Raw genomic sequence first — 25574 nt, forward strand, 5'->3', positions numbered from 1 at the left:
AACCGCCCCGCAGCCTACCAACGCTACCTCGAAAATACCGCCAAACAACGGCTCGTGAACTAACCACCGGCGCGGCAGGCGGACCCGATGGGGACGCCTGCGCCGCGCGAGGGGGTTCGATGCCCCCGAGCGCGGCCCCTACCCATAAGGAGATCCCCATGATCAAATTCGGCACCAACCCCATCGCCTGGGCCAATGATGACGACCAGTCCATCGGCGCGGATATCCCCACCGCGCGCATCCTCGAGGAGGCGGGCCGCCTCATCGGCTTCGACGGTATCGAGAACGGCCACCGCTGGCCACAGGACGACGCGGAGGCCCTGCGCGCCCTGCTGGCCGGATATGGCCTCGCCTTCATCTCCGGCTGGTATTCGACCGAACTCCTGACCCGCTCGGTCGAGGCGGAGATCGAGGCCGTCCAGCCCCATCTGGCCAAGCTCAAACATAATGGCTGCAAGGTCTGCATCGTCTGCGAATGCTCCAACACCGTCCATGGGCGCCCCGATGTGCCGGTCAATGACCGCCCCAAACTCAGCGCCGCCGAGATGAGCGCGTTCGGCGCCAAGATGGAAGCCTTCGCCGCCTATCTCGCAACCCAGGGCATCCGGCTTGCCTATCACCACCATATGGGGACCGTGGTCGAGAGCCCCGCCGAGATCGACGCCTTCATGGCCGCGACGGGCCCCGCCACGCATCTTCTCTTCGATGCGGGCCATTGCACCTTCGGCGGCGGCAATCCCGAGGAAGTGCTTGCCCGCCATATCACGCGCGTCGCCCATTTCCACGCCAAGAATATCCGCCCCGAGATCACCGCGAAGGTTCGTGCCGAGAACCTGTCCTTCCTGCAGGGCGTGCTGGCCGGCGCCTTCACCGTGCCCGGCGATCAGGAGGGTGCTGTCGACTTCACGCCGCTTCTCACGATCCTCGCGCAGAACGGCTATGACGGATGGATCGTCATCGAGGCAGAGCAGGACCCCCATATCCGAAACCCGCTCCTCTACCAGACCCTCGGCCTCCACACCCTCAAACGCATCGCAAACGAGGTCGGCCTGACAAACACTCAAAAACAACCGGTCGAGGCCTGAGGGGTGCTCGATCTCGAACGTCTCTTTGCCTTTGATCACCCGATCTATCGACCGCTCTGGATGCGCCTTGGTCTGGTGGCGCTCTGCCTCGGCTGGGCGGTGTTCGAGGCGCTGACCGGAAGCGCGGGCTGGGCCATCCTTTTTGGGGCCTGTGGTGCCTATCTGGGGTGGCGGCTGTTGCTGCGCCACAGTTCAGGGAAAGACCGGCAGACCTGACAGAGGGGGGGAGCCGGAGCCGGTTCCCCCGCCGCTACAGATGTTCACGCAGATAGATGCGCAGCGGCGTTTCCATCTCGAGGCCTCCCGGCTCGCTGCGCCCGAAAATAATCGCGATCTGGCGTAGCGCGGTTTCGACCTCGACCGCCGGCTCCTGATCGATCAACGCATCGATTATCCCCTCCGCTAGCAGTCTGCGCCGCTCGGGGGTCAATTCATGCGCGATTACCACGGGCCGGGCCGCGCCTCGAGAGTGGAGGGCGAGCGCCTGCGCAATTTCCTTCACGGCGGCCGAGGCACAGTAGATTGCCGCGATATCGGGCTCGGCACGCAGGGCCGCATGCAGGAAATGCGCGGCCCGCTCGACCCCGTCTCCCATCTCGACAATATCGAGGAGCTGGGCGCGCGGATAATGCTCTGCCAGCGCGTCGCGGATGCCCTCACAGCGCTCGGTCTGACCGATCATTGACAGATGCCCCGCCATCACCAGCACCTTTCCCCCGTGCCGCCCCAGAAACCGTCCCGTCAACTCGCCCGCGATACGCCCCGCGCGGTAGTTATCGGGGCCGATATAGATGGCATGTGGCGCACCGACATCGCTGGCCAGCGTGATCACGGGCTGGCCCGAGGCGGCACGGGCTTCCAGAAAGGCAGCAATGGAGGGGGTGTCGGGCAGGCAGGTGATCAGCGCCTCATGGCTGGCCGAGGCCTTACGAAGCGCCTTGAGCGTGCTGGTCGCATCGCGCGGATCGGCATGGTGGATACGGCTTTGCAGGTTGAACGGATTGGGCCCATGGTTCTGGGCGCGGAAAGCCGCTGCCAGACTGGCATGGAATGGGTTTGTGCCCGGTTGCAGGAACACGGCGACCCGCAGGGTGCGCGCGGCCCGCAGATCAAGTGCGCGATCCAGTTTCAGCCGCCTTGCGGCCTCCAATACGCGCCGCTCCTTATCCTCGCCCACGCCCCCACGATTGTTGAGCACACGGTCCACGGTTGCTGCCGAGACGCCGGCGTCTCGGGCAACATCGGCGGCAGTGGCCTTGCGGGTCATGAGCAACTCGATCTGATGAAATCTCATCAAAATCTGGTCTATGTGGCAGCTTCGTGCAAGCCTAATCTTTGCCCAAGGCCGGGAGGGCCTGAGGGAGAAAGACCATGAGCAGACTTGCCTGTTTCGGGGCAGGGCGCATCGGACAGATCCATGCGCTGAACGCTGCGCGCTTGCCGGATGTCTCGCTTGTAGCGATTGCCGATCCGATCGACAGCCCCGCGCGTGCACAGCTTTGTGCGGCGACAGGGGCACAATTGCGCGCCACACAGGACATCTTCGATGATCCTGACATTGATGGCGTGATCATCGCCAGTTCCACCGACAGCCACGTCGACCTGCTGCGGCTTGCGGCCCAGACCGGCAAGGCGGTCTTCTGCGAGAAGCCGATCAGTCTGGATTTCGCGCTGTCCGAGCAGGTGACACAGGCGGTCGAGGCGTCGGGGATCAGGTGCATGATGGGGTTCCAGCGCCGCTATGATGCCAGCTTCCGGGCCCTGCGCGAGCGGATCGCGTCGGGCGAGGCGGGGCGGCTCGAACAGCTGAGCATGTGGTCGCGAGATCCCGCGCCGCCGCCGCGCGCCTATGTGGAACGCTCGGGCGGCATGTTCCGCGACAGCTCGATCCATGATGCCGATATGGTGCGCTATATGATGGGCGAGGAGATCGCCACCGTCTATGCGGTAGGCGCCTGCCTGATCTCCGAGGAGATCGGGGCAGCGGGCGATATAGATAGCCTGATGATTACGATGACCACCGTTTCGGGGCGACAGGCCCAGATCACCGGGTGCCGCCGTGGTCCGATGGGCTTCGACCAGAGGCTCGAGGCGCTCTGCTCACATGAGGTACTTTCGATCGCCAACCAGCCGCAGCACCATATGGTCGTGTCGACCCGTTCGGGCGCGTTGAGCGCGCCGCCAGAAGCCTATTTCCTCGAGCGTTTCGCGCAGGCCTATCGCGACGAGATGGTGGATTTCGTGGCAATGATCCGCGACGCCCATGTGCCGCTGGCCGGTATCCGCGACGGGTTCGAGGCGCAGCGTCTGGTCGAGGCTGCAATACGTTCGATGTGCGAAGGTCGTGCGGTCGATCTGCGCCAACCCCAGCTGGAGGAGGTCTGAGATGGGGCTTCCACAAGGTGTCAAACTGGGTGTGAGCCCCCTGAGCTGGGCCAATGACGTGCTCGAAGATCTGGGCGCGGATATCCCGCTCTCGACCTGCCTGAACGATGCCGCGGAGACGGGGTATCAGGGCATCGAGCTTGGCCGCAAATTTCCGCGTGATGCGGCAGTTCTCGGCCCGCTTCTGGCGGATTACGGGCTCGATCTGGCCTCGGGCTGGTATTCGGGCGAGCTGGCCCTGCGGGGCGTGGACGAGGAACTGGCGGCAGTCGGGCCACATGCGCGGCTTTTGCAGGCGATGGGGGCCCGGGTGATGGTCTATGGCGAGGTCGCGATGATGGCCGAACCTGACGCGCTCGATCAGCCGATGTCGCGGCGCGTGCTGATGTCGACATCCGATCGGCGTGCCTATGCCGAGCGCCTGACGCGGTTCGCGGACGCCTTGCAGACGCGTTACGGGCTGCGGCTGGCCTATCACCACCACCTGATGATGGTCGCCGAGACCTATGAGGAAGTGGCCGAGATTTTTGCCCAGTCCGGCCCAGAACTGGGGCTATTGCTTGATACCGGCCATGCGGCGGGGGCGGGATATGCGTATGGTCGCCTGATCGCCGACTTCGGTCAGAGGATATGCCATATCCATCTCAAGGACATGCGCCCCGAAGCGATGGCCCGTGTGCGGCGTGGCGACCTCAGCTTCAATGCGGGCGTGCGCGCGGGCATGTTTACCGTGCCGGGGGATGGCTGCATCGATTTCGGGCCGCTTGCACGCTTTGTCCGCGAGAGCGGCTATCAGGGTTGGCTGGTGGTCGAGGCAGAGCAGGATCCCGCCAAGGTGCCGCCGCGACCCGCGGTCACGGCGGCCCGTGAATATATTCTTTCCCAGTTCGTTCCGGCATGAGGAGGCCGCAATGACCAAGACACTCAAAATCGGGTTGATCGGTTCGGGGTTCATGGGCCAGGCCCATGCCGATGCTTTCCGCCGTGCGGCGATGCTCTATCCCGATCTGCCCGCCCAGCCCGAACTCTATATGCTCGCCGATGCCACAGAGACACTTGCGGCCAAGGCCGCGGCACGGTTCGGATTTGCCCGTTCGACGGGTGACTGGCGTCAGCTGGTGTCCGATCCCGAGGTCGATATCGTCGATATTACCTCGCCCAATGCGCTCCATCACGAGATGGCATTGGCCGCTATTGCCGCAGGAAAACATGTCTATTGCGAAAAGCCCCTGTCGGTGACGGTGGCAGAGGCCGAGGAGATGGAGGACGCCGCGCGCCGCGCGGGGGTAAAGACAATGGTGGCCTTCAACAATATCAAGACGCCGGCCGCGATGCTGGCCAAGCAGTTGATCGAGGCGGGAGAGATAGGCCAGCCGATGCGCTTTCGAGGCTGGTTCGATCAGGGCTTCTTCAACGACCCCGATCTGCCCTTTTCGTGGCGCTGCACACGGCGCGAGGCGGGCACCGGTGCGCTTGGCGATCTGGGCAGTCATGTGATTTCGGTGGCGCAATATCTGATGGGGCCTGTGGCCGAGACCATCGCACAGGCACAGACCTATTTCCCGACACGCCCCGAGCCGCAGGGCGCGGGCGGCTATTCGGCCCGTGCGGGCGCGGACGCCCCGCGCCGCGAGGTGGAGAACGAGGACCAGATCCAGACCATGATCCGCTTCGCCTCTGGCGCGGGCGGCACGATCGAGGCCAGCCGTGTGAGCGCGGGCAAGGTCTTTGGGGTCTATTGGGAAATCTCGGGCACCAAAGGCACGATCCTGATGGATGGTGAACGGTTCAACGAACTCAAGGTCGCACGCTTCGATGACCCCAAACCTGATCGCGGCTTCAAGACGCTTCTGGCAGGATCGCAGGTGCCGCAATTCTCGGCTTTCTTCCCCTTCGATTTTGCAGGCGGGGGGCTGGGCTATTTCGATGTGAAGGTGATCGAGGTCCGCGATCTGATCGACGGGATCTGCGGGCAGGCCTGCTATCCCGATTTTGCCTTCGGACTGGAAAACCAGCGGATCGTCGATGCGATGGACCGGTCCCTGACAAGCCGTAAATGGGAGACACTCTGATGATCGATTTTCCGCAGACGCTCCCCGCGTCCCGTATCCCCGATCCGATGGCGGCGCCCGCGCTTCGATGGGGGGTGCTCGGCACCGGCTGGATCGCCGAGCAGTTCATTGCCTCGACCCGTGCCCATACGCGCCAGATCTTTGCGGCCGTGGGCTCGCGCAGCCTCGATAAGGCGCAGGATTTTGCAAGCAGATGGGAGATCGAGACGGCGCATGGTTCCTATACCTCGCTGGTCAATGATCCGAGCCTTGATGTGATCTATGTGGCCAGTCCGCATAACCTGCATTTCGAGCATGTGATGCTGGCGCTCGGGGCCGGTAAGCATGTGCTGGTGGAAAAGCCGATGGCGATGTCCCAGAGCCAGGGCCGGCAGATGGCGGAACTGGCGCAACGCAAGGGGCTGTTTCTGGCCGAGGCTCTCTGGACCTATTTCCTGCCGAAATTCGATGTGATCGACCAGCTTCTGGCGGCGGGAACCCTGGGCGAGATCAAGTCGGTCCAGACCGATTATGGCGAGTATTTCACCCGTGACCACCGCATTTTCAACCCGGCGCTCGCAGGCGGCCCGCTGATGGATCTGGGCACCTACCCGCTGTCGCTGATCACGCGTCTGATGGGGGCGCCCGCGACGTTGGTGGGGCAGAAACAGATGGACGAGAGCGGGGTCCATGGGCAGCTCTCGCTGATGATGGCCGATCACGCGGGCAATCAGGCGACGCTTTCCACCACGCTTTACGGCTTCACGCCCACGAATGCGGTGATCGTGGGAACCAAAGCCACGCTGCGCTTCGGGTCCGAATTCAACCTGCCGGGGCCGTTCACGCTGGCTTCCGCCGATGGCGCATCTGTGTTGACATGGGACGAGCCGCGGGGGCGCCATTTCGAGGGGCTGTTCTATGAGGCCGCCGAGGTTGCGCGCTGTATCGCGGCGGGTCAGGGCGAAACACCCAGACGTCCGCTCGAGGCCTCGCTCGTGATGCTGGGCGCGATGGATCGGGTGATCGGGACATTGGGGCTCGACTATCTCGCCCCTGTCGAAGAGGTGATGTCCTGACGGATCCGGCATCGCGATGAATGGAGAGGGGGCTGCCTTGCGGCCCCCTTTCGCTTTTCACGATCCACTTTTCAGGCACCGCTCCTGACGCGAAGGGAGCGCCTTACTTTAGGTTCCATCATTTTTTATGGACCTGATCGTGATCGGCTGCGTTCCGCCATCTGTATGTCAAATTGACATGCCGGACTATTTTGGCGGAGGAGGACGTGATGGGTAGCGCATATTCATCGGAACGCCCGCGCACGATCGGGATCGTGGCAGGCGGGCTTGGCGGGGCCGTTGTGGCCGTCTGGAATTTCATGACACCGTTGACAGGGGTGACCGGAACCTTCGGGGCAGGGCTGGTGATCGCCAGTTCGATCCTGATCGTGCTCGCAGGTCTCTGGATCCAGATCACCCGCCCGGGCGGGCTTCGGCTGGTGCTGCGCATTCTGGTGGCGCTCGGCGCGCTGGGAACGGCGGCGGCCGCGTATTTCCTGCATGAATGGTGGCTGATGGTGGCGATGGCTATCGTCCTTCTCGGCCTGATCTATGATCTGCGCGCGGGCCGCTCGCTGCGCAAAAGCGAGGTGATGGCATGATGCGTGCAACACAGACCGCAACACTGGCCCTGCTGGCGCTGACCCTGCCATGGGCGGCTATGGCGCAGGACACGCAAACGCCCGCAGCATCCTCCGGTGCGACGCCTGCACAGGAGGCCGCGCCTCAGGCGGATACGGGCGAAGGCGATACGGGCCAAGGCGATACGGGCCAAGCGGAAATGGGCCAAGCGGAAACGGGCCAAGCGGAAACGGGCCAGAGCGCCGATCCGGGGGGCGATGAGGACAGTCCCCAAGCGCCTGTCCAGGCCACTCAGGACCGTTATCCGGGCGTGGCGGACCCGCTGCTGGCCACAGGGACACCCCGCACGGGCAACGGCACGCCCCTTGTGCCCGAAACCGCCGGTTGGGACAGCTTCCACGGGCAGTTGAACGCCCAGAAATACTCTCCCCTGACCCAGATCACGCCCGAGAATGTGGGCAAGCTGGAAAAGGTCTGGGATCTGCATACGGGTGATGTCTCGGACGGCTCGGGAGACCAGCCCGCCACTGTCTGGTCGGCCACGCCGATCTTTGCCAATGACACGCTCTATATCGGCACGCCCTTTTACCGTATCCTCGCCCTCGATCCGGCGACGGGCGAGCAGAAATGGGCCTTTGACACCAAATCCAGGCTCGAGGCGCTTACCCAGCCCGCACTGAAGAACCGCGGCGTGGCCTATTGGCAGGCGGCAAACCCTGTCGAAGGCAAGATCTGCCAGAAGATCGTCTATATCGGGACGATGGATGCGCAGCTTTTCGCGGTCGATGCCGATAGCGGCAAATCCTGCCCCGATTTCGGCAAGGATGGCGTGCTGGATGTGAACCAGTGGAACACGGTCAATGACCGCTTCCCCTTCTCGGTGCTGCAGCCGCCAACGGTTGCGGGCGATCATGTGATCCTCGGCTGGGCGGGCAAGGACTGGGAATATGCCGAAGCCCCTCCGGGCGCGGTCTTCTCGGTCAATGCGCAGACCGGCAAGCTGGAATGGGCCTTCGAGACGCTGCCCGAGGATATCCGCCGCCAGACCGGCACCGCCAATGTCTGGACCGCCATGTCGGTCGATCTGGGGCTGAATATGGTCTATCTGCCGGTGGCCTCGCCCTCGCCCAATTACTGGGGCGGAAACCGCACGCAGGAGATCCCCTATGCGACCTCCACCACCGCGCTCGATCTCGATACCGGTAAGGTGGTCTGGTCGCGCCAGTGGGTGCATCACGATATCTGGGATTATGACATCAACTCCGCCCCCACGCTGATGGATATCACGGTGGACGGCAAGGAGATCCCCGCGCTGATGCAGGCCACCAAGATGGGCTTCCTCTTTACCGTCAACCGTGCCACGGGCGAGGATGTCTGGCCCATCGAGGAGCGGCCCGTGCCGCAGGGCGATGGCTCGGTCGAGGGCGAATATTATGCGCCCACGCAACCTTTCCCCACCAAACCCGCGCCGCTTCTCGACCAGTCGGAAAAGCCCGAGGTCTGGGGGATCGCGGATCTTGTGTCGGGGGGCCAATGCTCAAAGCTCTTCGACAATCTCGATTATCGCGGGATGTATACGCCGCCCACCACCAAGGGCGAGGGGGTGCTGACCTATCCCGATAGCGCCGGTGGCGTGCAATGGGGCGGCGTGGCCTTCGACCCCGAAAGCCAGATCGCGGTCGTGAATACCTCGCATATCGTGCAGTATATCAAGCTCTATGACCGCGAGACCTATGATAAGGTCGCTGGTGGCTCGGGCAACGAGAACGGCTATTATCCGCAGCAGGGCGCGCCCTATGGGATGAGCCTGATGACGGCGCTGAACTGGCTCGGGATGCCCTGCTGGAAGCCGCCCTTTGGCGAGCTGGTGGCAATCGATATGCATACGGGCGATGTGAAATGGCGCAAGCCTCTGGGCAGCTCGCAGAAATACGGCTTCTTCATGCCCGAGAGCATGGGCTCGCCCACCATCGGCGGTCCTGCGGTGACCAAATCGGGGCTCGTATTTATCGGAGCCACGATGGATGCCAAGGCACGCGCCTTCGATCTGAACACGGGAGAGGAACTCTGGTCCTCGCAATTGCAGGCACCCGTGGTGGCCAACCCCGCGATCTACGAATATCAGGGGCGGCAATATGTGGCCTTCATCTCTGGCGGCAATTCGATCCTGAAACCCGCCGTGGGTGACCAGATCGCGGTCTATGCGCTGCCGCAGTAGCCCTGCATTGCACAGCTGAACACCGAAAGGGCCGCCCTCCGTGCCGGAGGGCGGCCCTTTCCCTATACTGCGGGGGCGCCTCACCCCTGCGGTTCCGCCGTCAGGCGATGATCTCGACCTGCTCGCCCACCTGTATCAGGGTATTGGCATGGTCGAGAAAGGTCGTCTCGTCGGGGAAGACGCTGCTCTTGTAGGTGTCGGAGCCGAGCACTGCCTGCATCCCCTCGGGGCTGTCGAACCAGATCTCTGCAGTGCCATCGAAATCGGCCGTCTCCACCGTGCCTTCGGGAGCGCTGATCGGATGGGTCTGGATATAGCGCAGCACATGGCGCTCGGCTTCGGGGATGGACCGGAAGAGCGGCCCGTGTGTGTGGATATGGTGTTCGACGAACTCGCTACGGGTCAGGGAAGGGAGACGTTTGAGAAACATCGTCATCTTGATCATGGGGCTTTCCTTTCGGTTGCAGGGTTATGGATGGGGCGTCCAGCGCGGCAGCGGCGGGGTGGCGCTATTGCCTGAAGGATAGGTCAGCAGTTCCACCAGCATCCCCCAAGGCGTGGTGCCATAGATGCCCGCATTGCCCGCGCCATCCTCGACACCCGAGAGTGGATGCGGTCCCGCCATCAGCGAACCGCCCGCCTGCGCGAAGCGCTCTGCGGCGGTGTCGATATCCTCGACATAGAGCCCGATATGGGTGATCCCGCGATCCTGCAGCCGCGCGGGTGCACGGCTTTCGCCATCGGCGATACAGAACATCTCGAGGCAGGGGCCATTTCCGATCCGCATGAGGCGCATATGGGTGACCTTGGTGCCTTCGGTCAGGCCCAGCTGTGCCTCTGGGTCCTTGCCTGCCATCGGGGGGGCATCGGCGGGCTGCACATCATAAAGCGTGACCGCGCCGAAAGCTTGGGTAAAGAAGCGCGTGGCCTCGGCCATATCCGGCACAGTTAGCCCGATATGATCGGTGCCGCGGATATCGGGATGGGCGGCCTCCTCCTTGGCAAAGCCTGTAAGCTCGGTCACCTCCGAGCCGCCATTCTCGACGATCTCTTCAAGAGCCGCGTTGAACTGCTGTGTGTGGGGCTGGGCAAGGTGATGCTCGAAGGCCTGATCGTCACGGTATTCCTCGATCATCACCACGGCGCCATCGCGCTCATGGCTGGCCTCGAAGCGCAGGTTGCCGGCTTCGGCGCGGACATTGCGGGCCAACTCTGCCACGAGGGCCCTCAGGCGGTCCTCCTGCCCTGCAAGTGGCACGGCGCGGGCGGTCATCAATCTGGTCATCAGGGAGCTCCTTCCGTCGGGGTTGTATGTGTATTTCTACATTCACCCAACCCCGAAATAGAGACGGAGTTCCATATAAAATATATTAAAAACAATAACTTAAAAATGTTTACGTCACGCCGAAAGGCCCGCCGGACTGAATCCGGCAGGCCCGATTTCCGTTTAGGGTAAGGGCTATCAGCCCGCCGAAAGATCCTCGCGGATGGCTTGGGCCGCCCGCAGCGACAGTGCCGCCATGGTCAGCGTCGCGTTCACCGTGCCCGCCGCAGCCATCGTCCCGCCGGTGGCAAGGAAGAGGTTCTGGTGGTCATGGGTCCGGCACCAGCTATCGGTCACGCTATCGCGCGGGTCATGGCCCATGATCGTGCCGCCGCAGATGTGGTTATTGGGCGTGAAATGGTCCGACATCTCGATCTCGGTCGCGCCGAAGGCCTCGGCGATGGTGTGCAGATGCTCGCGCGAGGTCACGGCCGCGCGGCGCACATACTCGCCCACATCGTAATAGACATCGGGCATCGGCAGGCCGAGGCTGTCCTTGCGGTCCTTCGAGAGCGTCAGGCGGTTATCGGGATCCGCCAGCGTCTCGTGATTGACATAGATATCGACCCCGCAGGCCGAGCGGCGGCGGATCTCCTCGTCGAGCGCGCGACCCACCTTGCCGGTGGCCAGCGCCTTCATGCCCGCTTTTGATGTCTGGGCCGTGTTGTTATAGCCGATCTGGATGGCCGAATGCTCGCCCCGCCAGTCGCCATCACGGAAATTGGTGATCGAGGACATCTGCACCGAGCCCTGCCCCGCCCAGACGGGTTCGGCGGCCACAAACGACATCGAGATGCCCGGATGGTCCATCATGTTACGTCCCACCTGATCGGAGGAGTTGGCGATGCCGTTGGGGTTCTTGTCATTGGCCGCGATCAGGAGAAGCTTCGGTGTCTCGATCCCGTTGGCCGCGATCACGAAGCGCTTGGCTGTGACCTTGGTCGAGTTCTTGTCGGGATCGTAGAAATGGAAGGCGGTGATGTCGTTCTTGGCATCGGTATCGATGCGGTAGACCACCGCATTGGGGATTACCTTCGCGCCGAGCGCTTCGGCCTTCTCGATCGAATAGATGCCGTTATACATCGCCCCGATCGGGCAGATCGGCATACAGTTGTTATTGCCGCAGCATTGCGGGCGCCCGTCATAGGGCTCCGAATTGCGGCCTTGCGGAACGGGAGTATTGTCGTAACCCAGAGGCGCTACGACCTCGGTGAACCGGCGGTCGCCATAGCCATAGGGCATAGAGGTCATGGGCCAGGGCTGGGCGCGCGGGGCGGAAGGGGTGATCTCCTGGCCGTTCGGGCCCATCACGCCCATCTCGACCTCGGCCTTGTAGTAATAGGGTTCGATCTCGTCATAGCTCAGCGCGAAATCACGGCCCACGCCGTAACGGCTCTGCATCTCGAAATCCGACGGCAAATAGCGCCAGGACGAGGCCGCCCAGTGCCATGTCGTGCCACCCACGCCCTTGATGATGCCCTGCTTGTAGGCGGTGGCATCAGGGCCGGTGGTCTTGAGATAGTTGTTATCGGGGAAGAAATTGGTGTGCGGCGCCCATGGGACGGTCGGATAGGGGGTGGCGTAATCGAAGCCTGCCTTGTTGGCGGGGGGCATGTAGCGCCAGTTCTGCACGATCTGGTCGCGGTCATAGCGCGGGCCTGCATCGAGCACGATGACCGAGAGACCGGCGCGGGTCAGATCAAGGGCGAGAAGCCCGCCACAGATACCTGCACCTGCGATGACGACATCGGCGCTGAGAGTGTCTTGCGACATGGGAGGTCCTTTCGGAACGGCGCCGCGCGGAGCGGCGCATGGAAGGGGGGCTGGCGGAGCACGCGGTCCCCGCCAGAAGAGGTCAGCGGCGGCGGCGGATCAGCCACACCACCAGCAGGACCAGCACGAGAAGCACAACGAGGGCCACGCCGATCATGATCTGGGGGGCTGCGAGCCGCACGAGCGGTGCGACGGGGCCACCGGTGCGCAGGGTTTTCACCTCATCGGCGGTCACGGTCTGGCCGGTATCGCCGAAGGTCATGCTGGCATAGCTGGCAAGCCGCGCGATCTGCGCATCGTCAAGCTTTTGCACCAGACTGTCCGGCCCGAAGCCCGGCATCAGAGTGTGTTTGCCCTCTGTCTCGCGGGTCACGCCATGCAGGATCGTGGAGACCAGATTGGCGCTCTGGCCGTTTTCCAGCGTCACATTGCCCTTGAGCGCGGGATATGTCCCGTCTTTCGAGCCGTCGCCCGACAGCCCGTGGCAGGAGGCGCAGGCGGTCTCGTAAAGCTCGGCGCCGCCGGCATCCTTGGCCAGACGGTGCCCTGTGCGATTGGCGCTATGCTCCCACGGCGCGAAGGCGGCATCGGTGGCCTGGCCTGCCGCGGGGGACAGATCGCTGTCGCGCGCCGGCAGGCTGCGAAGATAGGTGACCATCGCGTCGATATCGGTATCGCTCAGATGCTGGAGGCTGTATTCCACCGCTTCCGCCATCGGGCCGGAGGCGCGACCATGGGTGGCGATCCCCGTCTTGAGATAGCGTGCCAGATCGGCATCGGACCAGTCCGACAGCCCGCCCTTGCCCGGCGTCAGATTGGGCGCATACCACGCGCCCACATCACCGCCCGCCATCAGATCGGCGGTTTTCGACCCCATCAGCAGGTTGCGCGGCGTGTGGCAGGTGCCGCAATGCGCAGGCCCCTGCACCAGATAGCGCCCGCGGTTCCATGCCTCGGACTGGTCGGGATCGGAGGTGATCGGCGCACCGCCTGCAAAGAGCGCGTTCCAGCCGATCATCGCCCAGCGTTGGGAGAAGGGGAAGGGCAGGTCGGTCTCGGGGGCGGCTGTCTCGACGGGCGCGACATCCTGCATGAAATAGTCATAGAGCGCGGCGATATCGGCATCGCTCATATGGGCATAGGCCGGATAGGGCATCGCCGGATAGAGATGCGCGCCATCGCGACGGATGCCTTTGCGCACCGCGTCCGAGAATTCCTCGAGCGTGTAGCTCCCGATCCCGAACTCTTTCGAGGGGGTGATGTTGGAGGAGGTGATCACCCCCATCGGCGAGTTGATCGCATAGCCGCCCGCAAAGGGTTTGCCACCCTTGGCGGTATGGCAGGCCGCGCAATCGGCCGTGGTCGCGATATAGGCGCCGCTGGCAGGGTCGGGGGTCTGCGCGGCAAGCGGGCTCGCCAGAAGGCCGAAGCCCATAAGCGCCCGCGCCATGCGGGTCAGAGGAAAACGGGTCATAGCGGCTCCCCGAAAGCAGGCATGTCGGATAGGGCAGGCGGTGCGACAACCCACCAGTTGGGACCGTCGAGCGCATAGGTCGGGATCGGCACGGCATCGCGAGCGGGCTGGTACATCAGCGCCGTATCGAAGGCATAGACGGTTGCATCACTGCCGGTGGTCGTCACGCCGGAATACCACGCAGCGACGATGGCAAGGAGCGTATCGTGGAGCGGATCACCTTCAAGGCTCTGGGCGAGGGTCTCGACATCGGGAGCGTTTGTGGCGGAGATTTTCGTCTCCAGCGCGCGGGCCTTGGTGTCGAAATCCTCCTGCGCGGCGGAAAGACCGTCGAGGAGCCCCTGTCCGGTGCGGGGATCAAGCGCCCCGTGGCCGGTCACGAACTGTGACAGCGACATGAATCGGGTCAGACGCGCGGTGTTCTGGGCAAGAAGCTGCTGCGGTAGGGCTGTGAGGAACAGTCCCACGGCCGAGCTTCCCAAGAAGCCGCGGCGCGTCAGAGAGAGTTTGGGTGGCATTGTGCAGTCCTGACTCTATCGGTTTCGGAAACGGTTAGCGCTAATATGCGCGTCATCTGTCACAATCGGTAACCGAGGCAAGTCGATTTCTAATCGACTGAATATCGACGGTTTTTTCAGCCTATAGCGAAACTGGCCCGTCAATTGCCGAGGCTGTCCACCATAAGTTAAGAAAATAAATGGATTAATTAGCGGTCTAATCTTATGAGGCGTCTGCCTCAAAATGATGTAAAACCACATGAAGCATGCGTCATTTGCATGACGGATAGACCTCAAACGCCGTGCCTTTCCATCTGTTTTGTCAATTCGATTGTTTAAAAACGCCCGAATCTCTTCGGGCGTTCGATGGAGGTTCTGAGGATCTTGGGGAAGAGCGGACTCAGTGGTGCCGCCGCTCGGAGGTCAGGTCAAAGAGCGCATAGGCGCTCACCACAGCGAAGCAGAGAGCGGGGACGAGATAGGAGAGCGCCGGCCCGAACCGGTCCAGCATGGCAGCCTGCACCATCGGCATGACCGCCCCGCCAGCAATCGCCATGACAAGGCCCGCAGCCCCGAATTTGGTATCCTCTCCAAGCCCTTCGAGCGCGATCCCATAGATCGTGGGGAACATGAGCGAGAGACAGGCCGAGAGCCCCGTCACCGCCCAGACCCCCGCCAGACCGGGCAGGCCCGCCGCAAAGAGGCACAGGCCCGTCCCGAGGAGGGCCATAGCACAAAGAAGCCGTGCGGGCCGGATGACGGTCATCAGACCTACCATGACAAAGCGCGCCAGCAGGAAAACCAGAAGGCTCGCCTGCAGCACCCATCCGGCCTCGGCCTCGCTGCCGCCGATTGCGCCCAAGACATATTGGATGGTGAAGGTCCATGTGCATGTCTGTGCCGCGACATTGAAGAATTGCGCAACAACACCAAAGGCATAGTGGCGGTTGCGCAGGAGCCGTCGCAGGGCTGCGTTAAAGTTGTGGGCCGGTGCGTCGCGCCGTTTTGCGGTGCGCTCGGGCAAGCGTTTGAGCGCGATTGCCAGCCAGATCGACAGCAGCACGAAGGCCAGTGCCACATAGGGCCCCATCACCGCGGCCAATTCGTTCTGCCGGATCGCGTCAAGCTGCGCGGGCGCCATTGCAGCGCGTTCGGCATCTGTGGCGGGGTTGAGATTGGGCAGGATCAGTGTGGCCGAGAGCAGGACGCCGATATTCGTGCCCACGGGGTTGAACGCCTGTGCGAGGTTGAGGCGGCGGGTGGCGGTGGCTTCGGGACCCAGCGAGATGACAAAGGGATTGGCAGAGGTCTCGAGAATCGAGAGCCCGCCCGCCAGACAGAAAAGCGCGGCCAGAAAAAAGCCATAAGTCATCATCAGGCTTGCAGGATAGAACAGGAAGGCGCCGATGGTCGCAAGCCCGAGCCCCGTCAGCATGCCTGTCTTGTAACTGAAGCGGCGGTTGATGAAGGCGGCAGGCAGCGCCAGCAGAAAATAGGCCCCGTAATAGGAGAACTGCACGAGCGAGGCCTGTAGTGAACTCATCGAGAAGATCCGCGAGAAGACCTGCACCAGCGGGTCGGTCAGGTTGGCGGCCACCCCCCAGACGGTAAAACAGATGATCAGCAGCAGGAAAGGCAAGCGCATTCCCTGCCCGACGAAGGGGAGACGTTCATTCATCGGAATTCTCATGATTATGGGCCGTTGGCGCGCTTATTGCAGGAAATAGCGGTCGAAGACGGGGCCACAGGCCGCGCCCAATGTGCGGGCATTGGAGCCGGTCTGGGCCAGTTGCGGGGCGGGCGGGATCAGACCGCGCGTGTCGAGCTGGGCCAGAGCGGCGGTGGTGCGGGTCACGATCCGGGCGCGCACCTCCTCTGGCATGGCGCCGCCGATCAGCACGGCCTCGAAATCCATGACCGCGCCGATGGAGCGGATGGCATGGGCGAGCGCGCGGGCGGTGGTGTCGATCCATGGTCCGAGCTGGCGCTCGAACCCGCTCCAGTCCTGCGGGCGGGTCCAGAGCGCGGAGGTATCGAGCCCCTCACGCGCGATCGCGTTCTCAAGGAGATAGAGGGAGGCGGCGTCCAGAAGCTGCACCTCTGCGCCATCCGGACCGGGCACGCGCAACGAGCCGAAGGCCCCCGCATTGCCCTTGCCGCCCACAACGACTTTTGAGTCGAGCACCACGCCGCCGCCGATGAAGGAGCCTATGAAGAAATAGGCGTAATCGCCGAATTCCCGCCCGCGCCCGAAGACATGTTCGGCGCGGCAGGCGGCGGTGCCGTCATTCTGCGTAATCAGCGGCAGATCGGTAATCCGCGCGACTTCGGCCTGGATGTCGGTCTCACGCCAGATCGAGAAACCGGCGGGAGCGTCGAGCGCCTCGGTCCAGCTCCAGATTTCGGCGGGCGCCGCGATTCCAAGCCCGCAGATGCGTTCTTTCTGCAGCGGGCTCAGCCCCTGCGTCAGCCGCTCCATCCCCGATTCGAGATAGGCGAAGAGCGCATCGGGCATCGGGTAGCGATAGGTGGTCTGCTCCTCGGCCAGCACCTCTCCGGCAAGGTTCATAACCATGAGATCCGCCGACCGCCGCCCGATCTTGAACCCGAAAGACAGCGCGCCATCGGGATTGATCGCCATCGGTGTCGAGGGTTTCCCGATCCGCCCGCGCTTGGGTGTTCCGCGCAAGAGAAACCCGTCATTTTCCAGTTTTTTCAAAATATTGGAGACGGTTTGCGGGGTCAGCCCCGTCAGCTTGGCGATATCCATGCCCGGCAATTCGCCATGGCGCTGGATTGTCGACAGGATCAGCCGCTCGTTATGCGCGCGCGCACCGATATGATTGACACCCCCTCCGAGGGCGCGGATCTCGCTTCCATCCATGTCTCATCCTCCACGTTCGATTAAGCTAAAGGGAAAAATATATAAATCAATTGGAATTATTTATTGACGCGTTTTGCGCGGAATGCCACCGTGAGACAGACCGGTATCGTCCGGTTGCCGTGCTTTGAGGAGGGCACGGGAGACTTCTAGGGAGGAAGATCCGATGAAAACACTGATTTCGGTCAGCGTGCTGACGCTTGCTGTCTCGGCGGCAGGGGCATGGGCGGCAGATACAAGCGCCTGCCTGATCACAAAGACAGATACCAATCCATTCTTCGTCAAGATGCGTGAAGGTGCCGAGGCCAAGGCGAAAGAGCTGGGCATCACGCTCAACAGCTATGCCGGCAAGGTCGATGGCGATAACGAGACGCAGGTGAACGCCGTTGAGACCTGTATCGCCAACGGCGCCAAGGGGATCCTTATCACCGCATCAAGCACCTCGGCCATCGTGCCGTCGATCGAGGCTGCGCGGGCGGCGGGGCTCTTGGTGATCGCGCTCGACACGCCGCTCGATCCGATCGATGCCGCCGATATGACCTTTGCCACCGACAATTTCCATGCGGGCGAGCTGATCGGCCAATGGGCCAAGGCCAAGCTGGGGGATAAGGCACAGGATGCCCGGATCGCCTTCCTCGATCTCGATGTCAGCCAGCCCACCGTGGGCGTGATGCGCGATCAGGGCTTCATGCAGGGCTTCGGCATTGATCTGGCCGATCCCAACCAGTGGGGCGACGAGAGCGATCCGCGCATCGTCGGCCATGATGTGACGCAGGGCAACGAGGAAGGCGGCCGCAAGGCGATGGAGAATCTCCTTGCGAAAGATCCGATGGTCGATGTGGTCTACACGATCAACGAGCCTGCCGCCGCGGGTGCCTATGAGGCGCTCAAGTCCATGGGGCGCGAGAAGGATGTGCTGATCGTGTCGGTCGATGGTGGCTGCCCGGGTGTGCAGAATATCGCCGATGGTGTGATCGGGGCGACTGCGCAGCAATATCCGCTCCTGATGGCGTCCAAGGGGATCGAAGCGATTGCGGCTTTCGCCAAGGATGGCACCAAGCCCGAGGCGACCGATGGCAAGACCTTCTTCGATACCGGTGTGGCGCTTGTGACCGACCAGCCTGTCGAGGGGGTCGAGTCGATCTCGGTGGCCGAAGGTCAGGATATGTGCTGGGGCTGAGTGCCAGCATGATCGCATCCAACCCGTCCCGAGGGCGGGTTGGGAACACGGACGGAGCGCTGCGCTCCTGCACTCATGGGGGGAAACATGAGCAGCTCGGATCAATATGAAGATGTGGTCAAGAAACGCGAGGCCGAGCGGTTTGCCGAATTCGAGCCAGCGCGAAAAGGGTTTGCGGGTCGCGCTCATGAGGCGCTCCATACCAATCCGGCGTTGGTGCCGCTGATCGTGCTTGTGGGCGCGCTTGTCGTGTTCGGGCTGGTGCTGGGGAGCAAGTTCTTCTCGCCCTTCGCGCTGACGCTGGTGCTCCAGCAGGTGCAGATCGTGGGCATTCTGGCCGCCGCTCAGGCGCTGATCATCCTGACGGCGGGGATCGACCTCTCGGTAGGGGCGCTGGCGGTGCTCTGCTCGGTCATCATGGGCCAGTTTACCTTCCGCTACGGCATTCCCGCGGAGCTGTCGGTGGTGATCGGGCTGGTCTGCGGCACGCTGATCGGCGGGATCAATGGCTGGCTCGTGAGCCGCGTGAAGCTTCCGCCTTTCATCGTGACGCTCGGCATGTGGCAGATCGTGCTGGCGGTGAACTATCTCTATTCGCGCAACGAGACCATCCGCGCCCGCGATATCGAGACCGAGGCGCCTTTCCTGCAGATCCTCGGCACCAAATTCGCGCTTGGCGGCGCGGTGCTGACCGTGGGCGTCGTGGTGATGCTGGGCGTTGTGCTGGTGCTGGCCTATGCGCTGCGCTCGACCGCTTGGGGGCGCCATGTCTATGCGGTGGGCGATGACCCCGAGGCGGCCGAGTTGGCCGGTGTCAGCCGCCACAAGACATTGATGTCGGTCTATATGCTGGTGGGCTTCATCTGCGGGCTGGCGGGTTGGGTGATGATCGGCCGTTTCGGCTCGGTCTCGCCTTCGGCCACCACGGGCGTCATCGGCAATATCCAGGCGATCACCGCGGTGGTGATCGGGGGGATCTCGCTCTTTGGCGGGCGCGGCTCGATCATAGGTGCATTGTTCGGCGCGCTGATCGTGGGCGTGTTCGAGCTGGGCTTGCGCATGGCAGGGGCCGACCCGCAATGGACCTATCTGCTGATCGGTGTGCTGATCATTGCCGCTGTAACCATCGACCAATCCATCCGGAAGGTGACCCAATGACCCAAGCTGTTCTTCAGGCGCGCGGCCTCGTGAAGCGCTATGGCCGCGTCACTGCCCTCGATCATTGCGATTTCGATCTGATGCCGGGCGAGATCCTCGCGGTGATCGGCGATAATGGCGCGGGGAAATCCTCGCTGATCAAGGCGCTTTCGGGCGCGATCAAGCCCAATGCCGGCGAGATCCTCCTTGATGGCACACCCGTCCAGTTCGCCTCGCCCAATGATGCGCGGGCCGCAGGGATCGAGACGGTCTACCAGACGCTCGCCATGTCGCCCGCCCTCTCGATTGCCGATAATATGTTCATGGGTCGAGAGCGGCGTGTGCCGGGGATCATGGGCACGCTGTTCCGCAAGCTCGACAAGCGCGGGATGGAGGATTTCGCCCGCCAGAAGCTGGCCGAGCTGGGTCTGATGACCATCCAGAATATCTCCCAACCCGTCGAGACGCTCTCGGGCGGCCAGCGGCAGGGGGTGGCGGTGGCCCGGGCTGCGGCTTTCGGCTCGCGCGTGGTGATCCTCGACGAGCCCACCGCCGCACTCGGGGTCAAGGAAAGCCGCCGCGTGCTCGACCTTATCCAGGAGGTGCGCGCGCGCGGTATTCCGATTATCCTGATCTCGCATAACATGCCGCATGTGTTCGAGATCGCCGACCGTATCCATGTCCACCGACTGGGAAAGCGGCTCTGCGTGATCGACCCCAAGGCGCATAGCATGTCGGATGCGGTGGCCTATATGACCGGCGCCGCCGTCCCCGAAGGCGTGGCGGAACCGGCCTGAGGCCAAGCGGCCCCCGATCCGGCCCCTGATCCGGCCCGCAGATTTCGTGGGGGCTTGCGCATCATCACCGGTGTGCCAGCCCCTAAGGCAAATGCCGCGCTGCGGATCGCACAGTCTATGGCGATGGGCCTCGAAGGTCCCGATGCCATTGCCGCAGTCCGGCAGGCGCCTGCCAACAGGGCCCGATTTGGCCACTGGAGGGCTGCGCGGCTGATGGGGCTGGCAGCAGACCCCCGAGCATTCCCTGGGGGCGGGTGTTTGCAGAGGCCCCGTTTGTAACAAAAAAGGTGAATGGTCCTCTTTCCATTGTCGGGGAATTTGCCGACAAGGCAGCATGACCGATACGCTCCTTCCCCCCGCCAGAGGCCTGCCACCCCATTTGCGCCGGTTGTTTGCAGGGCTCATCCTGTCGATGATCCTTGCCTCGCTCGACCAGAGCATCGTCAACACCGCCCTGCCACGCATGGCCGGCGATCTGGGCGGGCTTGCGCATCTGAGCTGGGTGGTGACGGCCTTCATGCTGGCCTCGACCTCGGCCACGCCGATCTTCGGCAAGCTGTCGGATATGTTCGGGCGCAGGGCCTTCCTGATCGGGGCGATCAGCCTATTTCTGGTGATGTCGATGCTTTGCGGTCTGGCGCAATCCATGCCGCAGCTCATTGCCTTCCGCTTTCTGCAAGGGGTGGGGGCCGGGGGGATCATGACGCTGACCCAGACGGTGATCAGCGATGTGGTTACCCCGCGCGAGCGGGTGCGCTATCAGGGGTTCTTCTCTGCGGCCTTCGCCTTCTCGAGCCTTGCAGGGCCGCTGCTGGGGGGCGGGCTGACGACCGCGCTCTCGTGGCGCTGGGTGTTCTATATCAACCTGCCGATCGGTCTTCTGGCGTTGGCGCTTCTGTGGCGCGCGCTGCCGCCACCGCCGCCGCGCAAACCGCACCGGATCGATTACGAGGGGGCCGCACTTCTGGTGACGGGCGCCTCGTCGCTCCTGCTGCTCTTCAGCCTCGGTGGTTCGCTCTTTGCATGGGGATCTGTGGCGTCCTTCGCTCTTGGCGGGCTCGGCCTGCTGGCGATTGCGCTTTTCCTTTGGGTCGAGACGCGGGCCAGAGAGCCCGTGATCACGCTTCCGCTTTTCCGGATCGGGGCCTTCTCGACGGGGGTTCTGACCATGGCCTGTATGGGCTTTGCCATGATGAGCGCGATGGTCTTTCTGCCGCTCTATTTCCAGCTTGTTCTGGGGCTCAACCCGGCGCAGGCGGGCGCGATGATGCTGCCGCAGATCCTTGCGATGGTCCTGACATCGATCTTTGGCGGCAGGCTATCCGCGCGGCTGGGGCGGCCCAAGGTCTTCATGGTCACGGGGGTCGGGCTCGAGGCGCTGGGGCTTGGCACATTGGCGGTGCTGGCCACCTATGCGGCGCCTGTGCCCGCCTTCTGGGGGGCGCTGGCCATGCTGGGCTTCGGGATGGGCATCGCCATGCCCAATGCCACGGCCATCGTCCAGAACGCGGTGCCCAAGGCCAGTATCGGCAGCGCCACCGCCACGATGTCCTTCCTGCGCTCGCTGGGCGGGGCGTCGGGCGTGGCGGTCTCGGGCGGGGTGATGGCGCAGGGCCTCTCGCAGGGCTTGCGCCATCTGGGGGGCGATGTCGATATCGGCGCCATCGTGAATGGCGGGATGGAGGCGGTGGCACAGCTCCCCGCAGCCATGCGCCCCGAGATCGAGGCAGCCTTCCGCCATGCGATCACCGGCTCCTTCGAGATCGGGGGCGCGGTGATGAGTGTGGCCTTCATCGTGGCGCTGACGCTGCGCAATACTGGCTTTGCACCTGCAGATATGCCCCACGAGGGAAGGAAGCCGGCAACAGACCGCAACGTCTAGTCCTGCGACATTTGGACCATCAAACCCGGCCCGCCCGCGGCTGGATCAGTGCACATCCCGTCGCGGCGCATTGCAAGACGCTCTTCGGCCAGGATCACGCCGGGGTGGGTATGGATATGCCCGACAAGTTCTGTGCGCCGGAAAAGCCGAGCGCTACATTTGGCCGGTTGTTCCGAGACGTCGATCCCGAAGAGGCCTACTGGGGTAGCCCGCTCGGGCAGGCATCCGATACCCTTTCTTTCCCAGACGGGGGGCATTTATAGGGTCGAGTTCCGGACGTCGCGGGGAGGTTCCAGAATAATAAGATGCCAAAACCAGAATCTCTCCGAGGGTAGGGGCAAAAAGGATATACGCCGGAGGTTTAGCCTTTGCCGGTATATCTCCAGATACGGATACGGTCGGTGGCGGGTCTTGATCAAGATCTACAGGCCAAGGCAATGCGCCGTGCGCCCCTGCACATCCCGGATTCGGAAGGTCGAAATCACGCTGAGCGGTTCGCCCCCGGCTTTTCAGGCGGGACGGGATCGCAAACGAGGTAATATCACATTGCCTATATTTTATCACAATCGGTGAAATATTAATCACAACAATCCTGCCCGATTGGAGGCTATGCAAGGATTTTATGTCAGGCTAGCCGAAGTTTCCAATATTAATCGATATTTTCCAAATGGATAGCGGGTTTCTGATCCGGTCCAGACACATGCGTGTCTCTATATATAAGCAGATCAAATATGATAAGTTAAAACATAATCCAGTTCTATATTGGAATCCGGTGCGGATGCTGGCGAATATTGCGGGGTAGGGACGCGACCCAACAAGTGTCCCCCTCCCGATCCGGCAACAGGAACCCATTATGACCCGCACCCTCCTTCTTACGACTGCCGCCCTTCTCGGGCTTGCAACCTCCGCTCTGGCCGAGCCCGCGGCCATCAAATCCGATGGATATAAAGTGGCGCTCGACGGCACTTTCGCCCCCCATGCCATGCCCACGATGTCGGGCGAGGTCGAGGGCTTCAATATCGATCTGGCCAAGGCGATCGGCGAGAAGCTGGGTGTGCCGGTCGATGTGACCGCAGCGCAATTCTCGGGTCTGATCCCCGCGCTGCAGGCCGGCACCTATGATTTCCTCGTGGCCCCCGTGACCGTGACCGAAGAGCGTGCCTCGAACCTGCTCTTCTCGGAAGGGTTCATGGATACCAATTTCAGCTTCGTCGTGCCCAAAGGCTCCGATCTGTCCGGTGCGGCAGGGCTCGATGCGTTCAAGGGCAAGACCATCGCTGTCAACAAGGGCTCGGTCTATGAATCCTTCCTGAGCGAGCACGCGGCGGACTATGGCTGGACGGTCGTGACTTTCGGCACCACGAGCGACGCCATCCAGGCCGTCACCTCGGGACGTGCGGATGCCTCGCTCGGCGGCTCGACCAGCGCTGCATGGGCGGTCAAGAAGAACCCTGCGGTCGCGCTGTCCTACGAATACCCGACGGGTCTCGTCTGGGCCTTCCCCTTCCGCAAGGATGACGCGCCCACCCGCGATCTGATCGATAGCGTTCTGGAATGTCTCAAGACCGATGGCACTATGGCATCGCTCTCCGAGAAATGGTTCGGCGTCGAGCCGACCAAAGGCACCACTATCGTCACCCCCACGCCGGGTTATGGCACGCCGGGCTTTGATGGCTATGACCCGACCGAGCACGACGTCACCTGCACGTTCTGATCCATCGGAACGGATGTGACGTCACAGGCGAGCCCGTCGTCCTCCCCCGGACGGGCTCGCCCCTTTGGGCCCCGCGGGCCCGCAAGACCCAAGTTCCCGAAGAGGCACCCGATGACCCAGCCCCGCACCATGCTCGAGATCCACGCGCTCGAGAAACGCTTCGACCAGACCGAGGTGTTGAAGAATATCGACCTCAAGGTGCGCGAGGGCGAGCTGGTATTCGTGATCGGTCCGTCGGGGTCGGGAAAATCCACCATGCTGCGCTGCTGTAACCGGCTCGAGGAGCCGACCTCGGGCGCGATCATGATCGATGGAGAGCGCATCACCGACATTCCCCGCCGCGATCTGGACAAGATGCGCCTCAAGGTGGGTATGGTGTTTCAGGGCTTCCATCTCTACCCGCATATGTCGGTGCTGAAAAACGTGATGCTGGCGCAGGTCAAGGCATTGGGGCGCTCCAAGCCCGAGGCGGAGGCCCGCGCGCTCGAGATGCTCGATCAGGTCGGGCTCAAGCACAAGGCCCATGCAAAACCCTCCGAGCTGTCGGGCGGCCAGCAGCAGCGTGTGGCCATCGCCCGCGCGGTGGCGCTCGATCCCAAGGTGATGCTGTTTGACGAGCCGACCTCTGCGCTCGACCCCGAACTGGTTGGCTCGGTGCTCAAGGTGATGAAGGAGCTGCGCGAAAAGGGCATGACCATGCTGGTGGTCAGCCACGAGATGGCCTTCGCCCGTGAGGCCGCTGACCGGGTGGTGTTCATGGATGGGGGCTATGTCATCGAACAGGGCCCGCCGGAGGAGATCTTCGGCAATCCGCAATCGGAGCGCCTGAAGACGTTCCTGTCGCGTGTTTCGGGGCATGAGGCGGCCTGATGCGGTTTCTCGATACGTTTTTCAACCCCGCCGTGATCGACAAATACCTGCCGCAGGTCGTGGCGGCGATGGGCGTCACGCTCTATCTCGCGATGGCCACGATCGTGACCGGCGTCGTGCTGGGCGGGCTGCTGGCCTGCCTCAGGGCGGCCAATCTGAAAGTGGTGAACTTCTTCATCATCGTCTTCGCCGATATCATGCGCGCGTTGCCGCCGCTGGTGCTGATCCTGATCTTCTATTTCGGGATGCCCTCGGTGGGGCTGAACCTCTCGGCCGAGGTGGTGATCTGGCTGGTGCTCTCGGCGGTGCTGACAGCCTTTGCCGAAGAGATCTTCTGGGGCGGTCTGACCTCTGTCTCCGCAGGCCAATGGGAGGCCGGACGTGCCACGGGCCTCTCGAAGTTGCAGACGCTGGCCTATATCGCCTTCCCGCAAGCGCTGCGCATGGGCATTCCGCCGCTCGTCAACCGCGTGCTGGCCACCACCAAACTCACCGCGCTCGGCTCGGTGATCGGGGTGAAGGAGATCCTCTCGGTCTCCTCCTCGGCACAGAGCTTTTCGGGATCGGCCACGCCGCTGACCATGGCCGCGCTTGCCTATCTGGTGATTTTCATCCCCGCCGTTATTGCGTCCCACTGGGTGGAACGCCGCTTCACCTACCGGACGTAAG

General features: G+C 63.0%; 23 protein-coding genes. 15 read left to right on the forward strand and 8 right to left on the reverse strand.

The window, feature by feature from the left end:
• The first annotated feature begins 158 nt into the window (after positions 1 to 158).
• Positions 159 to 1085 carry a myo-inosose-2 dehydratase gene (gene iolE / locus VSX56_RS14205; RefSeq protein WP_339115142.1) on the forward strand — a complete coding sequence of 309 codons (927 nt, stop codon included), beginning with the start codon at positions 159 to 161 and terminating at the stop codon, positions 1083 to 1085.
• A 3-nt stretch (positions 1086 to 1088) separates the two neighbouring features.
• Positions 1089 to 1301, forward strand: coding sequence for a hypothetical protein (locus tag VSX56_RS14210; protein ID WP_350938040.1), 213 nt, complete (start codon positions 1089 to 1091; stop codon positions 1299 to 1301).
• Positions 1302 to 1335: 34 nt separating this feature from the next.
• Here the strand turns inward: VSX56_RS14210 and VSX56_RS14215 are convergent, their stop codons facing one another.
• Complete coding sequence (locus VSX56_RS14215; protein ID WP_350938042.1) at positions 1336 to 2379, reverse strand: LacI family DNA-binding transcriptional regulator; 1044 nt, start codon at positions 2377 to 2379, stop codon at positions 1336 to 1338.
• Positions 2380 to 2456: 77 nt separating this feature from the next.
• On the opposite strand from VSX56_RS14215, the gene VSX56_RS14220 reads away from it, so the two are divergent.
• The 6 genes from VSX56_RS14220 (at position 2457) to VSX56_RS14245 (ending at position 9376) form a co-directional block, all read left to right on the forward strand.
• Positions 2457 to 3470, forward strand: a complete 1014-nt coding sequence (locus tag VSX56_RS14220) for a Gfo/Idh/MocA family protein (RefSeq protein WP_350938045.1) — start codon at positions 2457 to 2459, stop codon at positions 3468 to 3470.
• A gap of 1 nt (position 3471) precedes the next feature.
• Positions 3472 to 4371: a myo-inosose-2 dehydratase gene (iolE, locus tag VSX56_RS14225; RefSeq protein ID WP_350938047.1), complete on the forward strand. Its 900-nt coding sequence runs from the start codon at positions 3472 to 3474 to the stop codon at positions 4369 to 4371.
• 10 nt (positions 4372 to 4381) lie between these two features.
• Positions 4382 to 5542, forward strand: a complete 1161-nt coding sequence (locus VSX56_RS14230) for a Gfo/Idh/MocA family protein (protein WP_350938049.1) — start codon at positions 4382 to 4384, stop codon at positions 5540 to 5542.
• The gene (locus VSX56_RS14235) at positions 5542 to 6597 is read left to right on the forward strand and encodes a Gfo/Idh/MocA family protein (protein ID WP_350938051.1); all 1056 of its coding nucleotides are present in this window, start codon (positions 5542 to 5544) and stop codon (positions 6595 to 6597) included. Before VSX56_RS14230 ends, VSX56_RS14235 begins: the two co-directional genes overlap by 1 nt.
• Before the next feature lie 209 nt (positions 6598 to 6806).
• A complete protein-coding gene (locus VSX56_RS14240; RefSeq protein WP_350938053.1) occupies positions 6807 to 7178 on the forward strand; it encodes a hypothetical protein in 372 nt (123 codons plus the stop codon).
• Positions 7175 to 9376 (forward strand): pyrroloquinoline quinone-dependent dehydrogenase, encoded by a 2202-nt coding sequence (locus VSX56_RS14245; protein ID WP_350938055.1) that lies wholly within the window; start codon positions 7175 to 7177, stop codon positions 9374 to 9376. The genes VSX56_RS14240 and VSX56_RS14245 overlap by 4 nt, the downstream gene beginning before the upstream one ends.
• Before the next feature lie 100 nt (positions 9377 to 9476).
• Here VSX56_RS14245 and VSX56_RS14250 read toward each other — a convergent pair whose 3' ends face one another.
• From VSX56_RS14250 to VSX56_RS14280, 7 genes are all read right to left on the reverse strand, one after another.
• On the reverse strand, positions 9477 to 9821 hold the full coding sequence (locus tag VSX56_RS14250; RefSeq protein WP_349295078.1) for an EthD domain-containing protein: 345 nt from the start codon (positions 9819 to 9821) through the stop codon (positions 9477 to 9479).
• Between the two features lie 24 nt (positions 9822 to 9845).
• Positions 9846 to 10661 carry an antibiotic biosynthesis monooxygenase gene (locus VSX56_RS14255; protein ID WP_339115132.1) on the reverse strand — a complete coding sequence of 272 codons (816 nt, stop codon included), beginning with the start codon at positions 10659 to 10661 and terminating at the stop codon, positions 9846 to 9848.
• A gap of 177 nt (positions 10662 to 10838) precedes the next feature.
• Complete coding sequence (locus tag VSX56_RS14260) at positions 10839 to 12473, reverse strand: GMC family oxidoreductase (RefSeq protein ID WP_339115131.1); 1635 nt, start codon at positions 12471 to 12473, stop codon at positions 10839 to 10841.
• Between the two features lie 82 nt (positions 12474 to 12555).
• Complete coding sequence (locus tag VSX56_RS14265) at positions 12556 to 13947, reverse strand: cytochrome c (protein ID WP_350938059.1); 1392 nt, start codon at positions 13945 to 13947, stop codon at positions 12556 to 12558.
• The gene (locus VSX56_RS14270; RefSeq protein WP_339115129.1) at positions 13944 to 14465 is read right to left on the reverse strand and encodes a sugar dehydrogenase complex small subunit; all 522 of its coding nucleotides are present in this window, start codon (positions 14463 to 14465) and stop codon (positions 13944 to 13946) included. The genes VSX56_RS14265 and VSX56_RS14270 overlap by 4 nt, the downstream gene beginning before the upstream one ends.
• A gap of 379 nt (positions 14466 to 14844) precedes the next feature.
• The gene (gene fucP, locus VSX56_RS14275) at positions 14845 to 16122 is read right to left on the reverse strand and encodes an L-fucose:H+ symporter permease (protein WP_339115128.1); all 1278 of its coding nucleotides are present in this window, start codon (positions 16120 to 16122) and stop codon (positions 14845 to 14847) included.
• 33 nt (positions 16123 to 16155) lie between these two features.
• The gene (locus VSX56_RS14280; RefSeq protein WP_349295075.1) at positions 16156 to 17328 is read right to left on the reverse strand and encodes an ROK family transcriptional regulator; all 1173 of its coding nucleotides are present in this window, start codon (positions 17326 to 17328) and stop codon (positions 16156 to 16158) included.
• A 163-nt stretch (positions 17329 to 17491) separates the two neighbouring features.
• Between VSX56_RS14280 and VSX56_RS14285 the strand changes: the two genes are divergently transcribed.
• The 7 genes from VSX56_RS14285 (at position 17492) to VSX56_RS14315 (ending at position 25573) form a co-directional block, all read left to right on the forward strand.
• A complete protein-coding gene (locus VSX56_RS14285; RefSeq protein WP_349295074.1) occupies positions 17492 to 18505 on the forward strand; it encodes a sugar ABC transporter substrate-binding protein in 1014 nt (337 codons plus the stop codon).
• Positions 18506 to 18592: 87 nt separating this feature from the next.
• Complete coding sequence (locus tag VSX56_RS14290; protein WP_350938063.1) at positions 18593 to 19663, forward strand: ABC transporter permease; 1071 nt, start codon at positions 18593 to 18595, stop codon at positions 19661 to 19663.
• On the forward strand, positions 19660 to 20439 hold the full coding sequence (locus tag VSX56_RS14295; RefSeq protein WP_349295072.1) for an ATP-binding cassette domain-containing protein: 780 nt from the start codon (positions 19660 to 19662) through the stop codon (positions 20437 to 20439). Before VSX56_RS14290 ends, VSX56_RS14295 begins: the two co-directional genes overlap by 4 nt.
• Positions 20440 to 20773: 334 nt before the next feature.
• Complete coding sequence (locus VSX56_RS14300; RefSeq protein ID WP_350938065.1) at positions 20774 to 22321, forward strand: MDR family MFS transporter; 1548 nt, start codon at positions 20774 to 20776, stop codon at positions 22319 to 22321.
• Between the two features lie 853 nt (positions 22322 to 23174).
• Complete coding sequence (locus tag VSX56_RS14305) at positions 23175 to 24035, forward strand: transporter substrate-binding domain-containing protein (protein ID WP_339115122.1); 861 nt, start codon at positions 23175 to 23177, stop codon at positions 24033 to 24035.
• Between the two features lie 129 nt (positions 24036 to 24164).
• Positions 24165 to 24905 (forward strand): amino acid ABC transporter ATP-binding protein, encoded by a 741-nt coding sequence (locus VSX56_RS14310; RefSeq protein ID WP_339115613.1) that lies wholly within the window; start codon positions 24165 to 24167, stop codon positions 24903 to 24905.
• The gene (locus VSX56_RS14315; RefSeq protein ID WP_339115121.1) at positions 24905 to 25573 is read left to right on the forward strand and encodes an amino acid ABC transporter permease; all 669 of its coding nucleotides are present in this window, start codon (positions 24905 to 24907) and stop codon (positions 25571 to 25573) included. The genes VSX56_RS14310 and VSX56_RS14315 overlap by 1 nt, the downstream gene beginning before the upstream one ends.
• Position 25574: the final 1 nt, after the last annotated feature.

It is taken from the genome of Thioclava kandeliae (genome assembly GCF_040297545.1).
GTDB lineage: Bacteria > Pseudomonadota > Alphaproteobacteria > Rhodobacterales > Rhodobacteraceae > Thioclava > Thioclava kandeliae.

Coding starts and splice junctions, on each gene's coding strand:
- iolE (WP_339115142.1), top strand. CDS start 159: ATGATCAAATTCGGCACCAACCCCATCGCCTGGGCCAATGATGACGAC.
- VSX56_RS14215 (WP_350938042.1), bottom strand. CDS start 2,379: ATGAGATTTCATCAGATCGAGTTGCTCATGACCCGCAAGGCCACTGCC.
- VSX56_RS14220 (WP_350938045.1), top strand. CDS start 2,457: ATGAGCAGACTTGCCTGTTTCGGGGCAGGGCGCATCGGACAGATCCAT.
- iolE (WP_350938047.1), top strand. CDS start 3,472: ATGGGGCTTCCACAAGGTGTCAAACTGGGTGTGAGCCCCCTGAGCTGG.
- VSX56_RS14230 (WP_350938049.1), top strand. CDS start 4,382: ATGACCAAGACACTCAAAATCGGGTTGATCGGTTCGGGGTTCATGGGC.
- VSX56_RS14235 (WP_350938051.1), top strand. CDS start 5,542: ATGATCGATTTTCCGCAGACGCTCCCCGCGTCCCGTATCCCCGATCCG.
- VSX56_RS14240 (WP_350938053.1), top strand. CDS start 6,807: ATGGGTAGCGCATATTCATCGGAACGCCCGCGCACGATCGGGATCGTG.
- VSX56_RS14245 (WP_350938055.1), top strand. CDS start 7,175: ATGATGCGTGCAACACAGACCGCAACACTGGCCCTGCTGGCGCTGACC.
- VSX56_RS14250 (WP_349295078.1), bottom strand. CDS start 9,821: ATGATCAAGATGACGATGTTTCTCAAACGTCTCCCTTCCCTGACCCGT.
- VSX56_RS14255 (WP_339115132.1), bottom strand. CDS start 10,661: ATGACCAGATTGATGACCGCCCGCGCCGTGCCACTTGCAGGGCAGGAG.
- VSX56_RS14260 (WP_339115131.1), bottom strand. CDS start 12,473: ATGTCGCAAGACACTCTCAGCGCCGATGTCGTCATCGCAGGTGCAGGT.
- VSX56_RS14265 (WP_350938059.1), bottom strand. CDS start 13,947: ATGACCCGTTTTCCTCTGACCCGCATGGCGCGGGCGCTTATGGGCTTC.
- VSX56_RS14270 (WP_339115129.1), bottom strand. CDS start 14,465: ATGCCACCCAAACTCTCTCTGACGCGCCGCGGCTTCTTGGGAAGCTCG.
- fucP (WP_339115128.1), bottom strand. CDS start 16,122: ATGAATGAACGTCTCCCCTTCGTCGGGCAGGGAATGCGCTTGCCTTTC.
- VSX56_RS14280 (WP_349295075.1), bottom strand. CDS start 17,328: ATGGATGGAAGCGAGATCCGCGCCCTCGGAGGGGGTGTCAATCATATC.
- VSX56_RS14285 (WP_349295074.1), top strand. CDS start 17,492: ATGAAAACACTGATTTCGGTCAGCGTGCTGACGCTTGCTGTCTCGGCG.
- VSX56_RS14290 (WP_350938063.1), top strand. CDS start 18,593: ATGAGCAGCTCGGATCAATATGAAGATGTGGTCAAGAAACGCGAGGCC.
- VSX56_RS14295 (WP_349295072.1), top strand. CDS start 19,660: ATGACCCAAGCTGTTCTTCAGGCGCGCGGCCTCGTGAAGCGCTATGGC.
- VSX56_RS14300 (WP_350938065.1), top strand. CDS start 20,774: ATGACCGATACGCTCCTTCCCCCCGCCAGAGGCCTGCCACCCCATTTG.
- VSX56_RS14305 (WP_339115122.1), top strand. CDS start 23,175: ATGACCCGCACCCTCCTTCTTACGACTGCCGCCCTTCTCGGGCTTGCA.
- VSX56_RS14310 (WP_339115613.1), top strand. CDS start 24,165: ATGCTCGAGATCCACGCGCTCGAGAAACGCTTCGACCAGACCGAGGTG.
- VSX56_RS14315 (WP_339115121.1), top strand. CDS start 24,905: ATGCGGTTTCTCGATACGTTTTTCAACCCCGCCGTGATCGACAAATAC.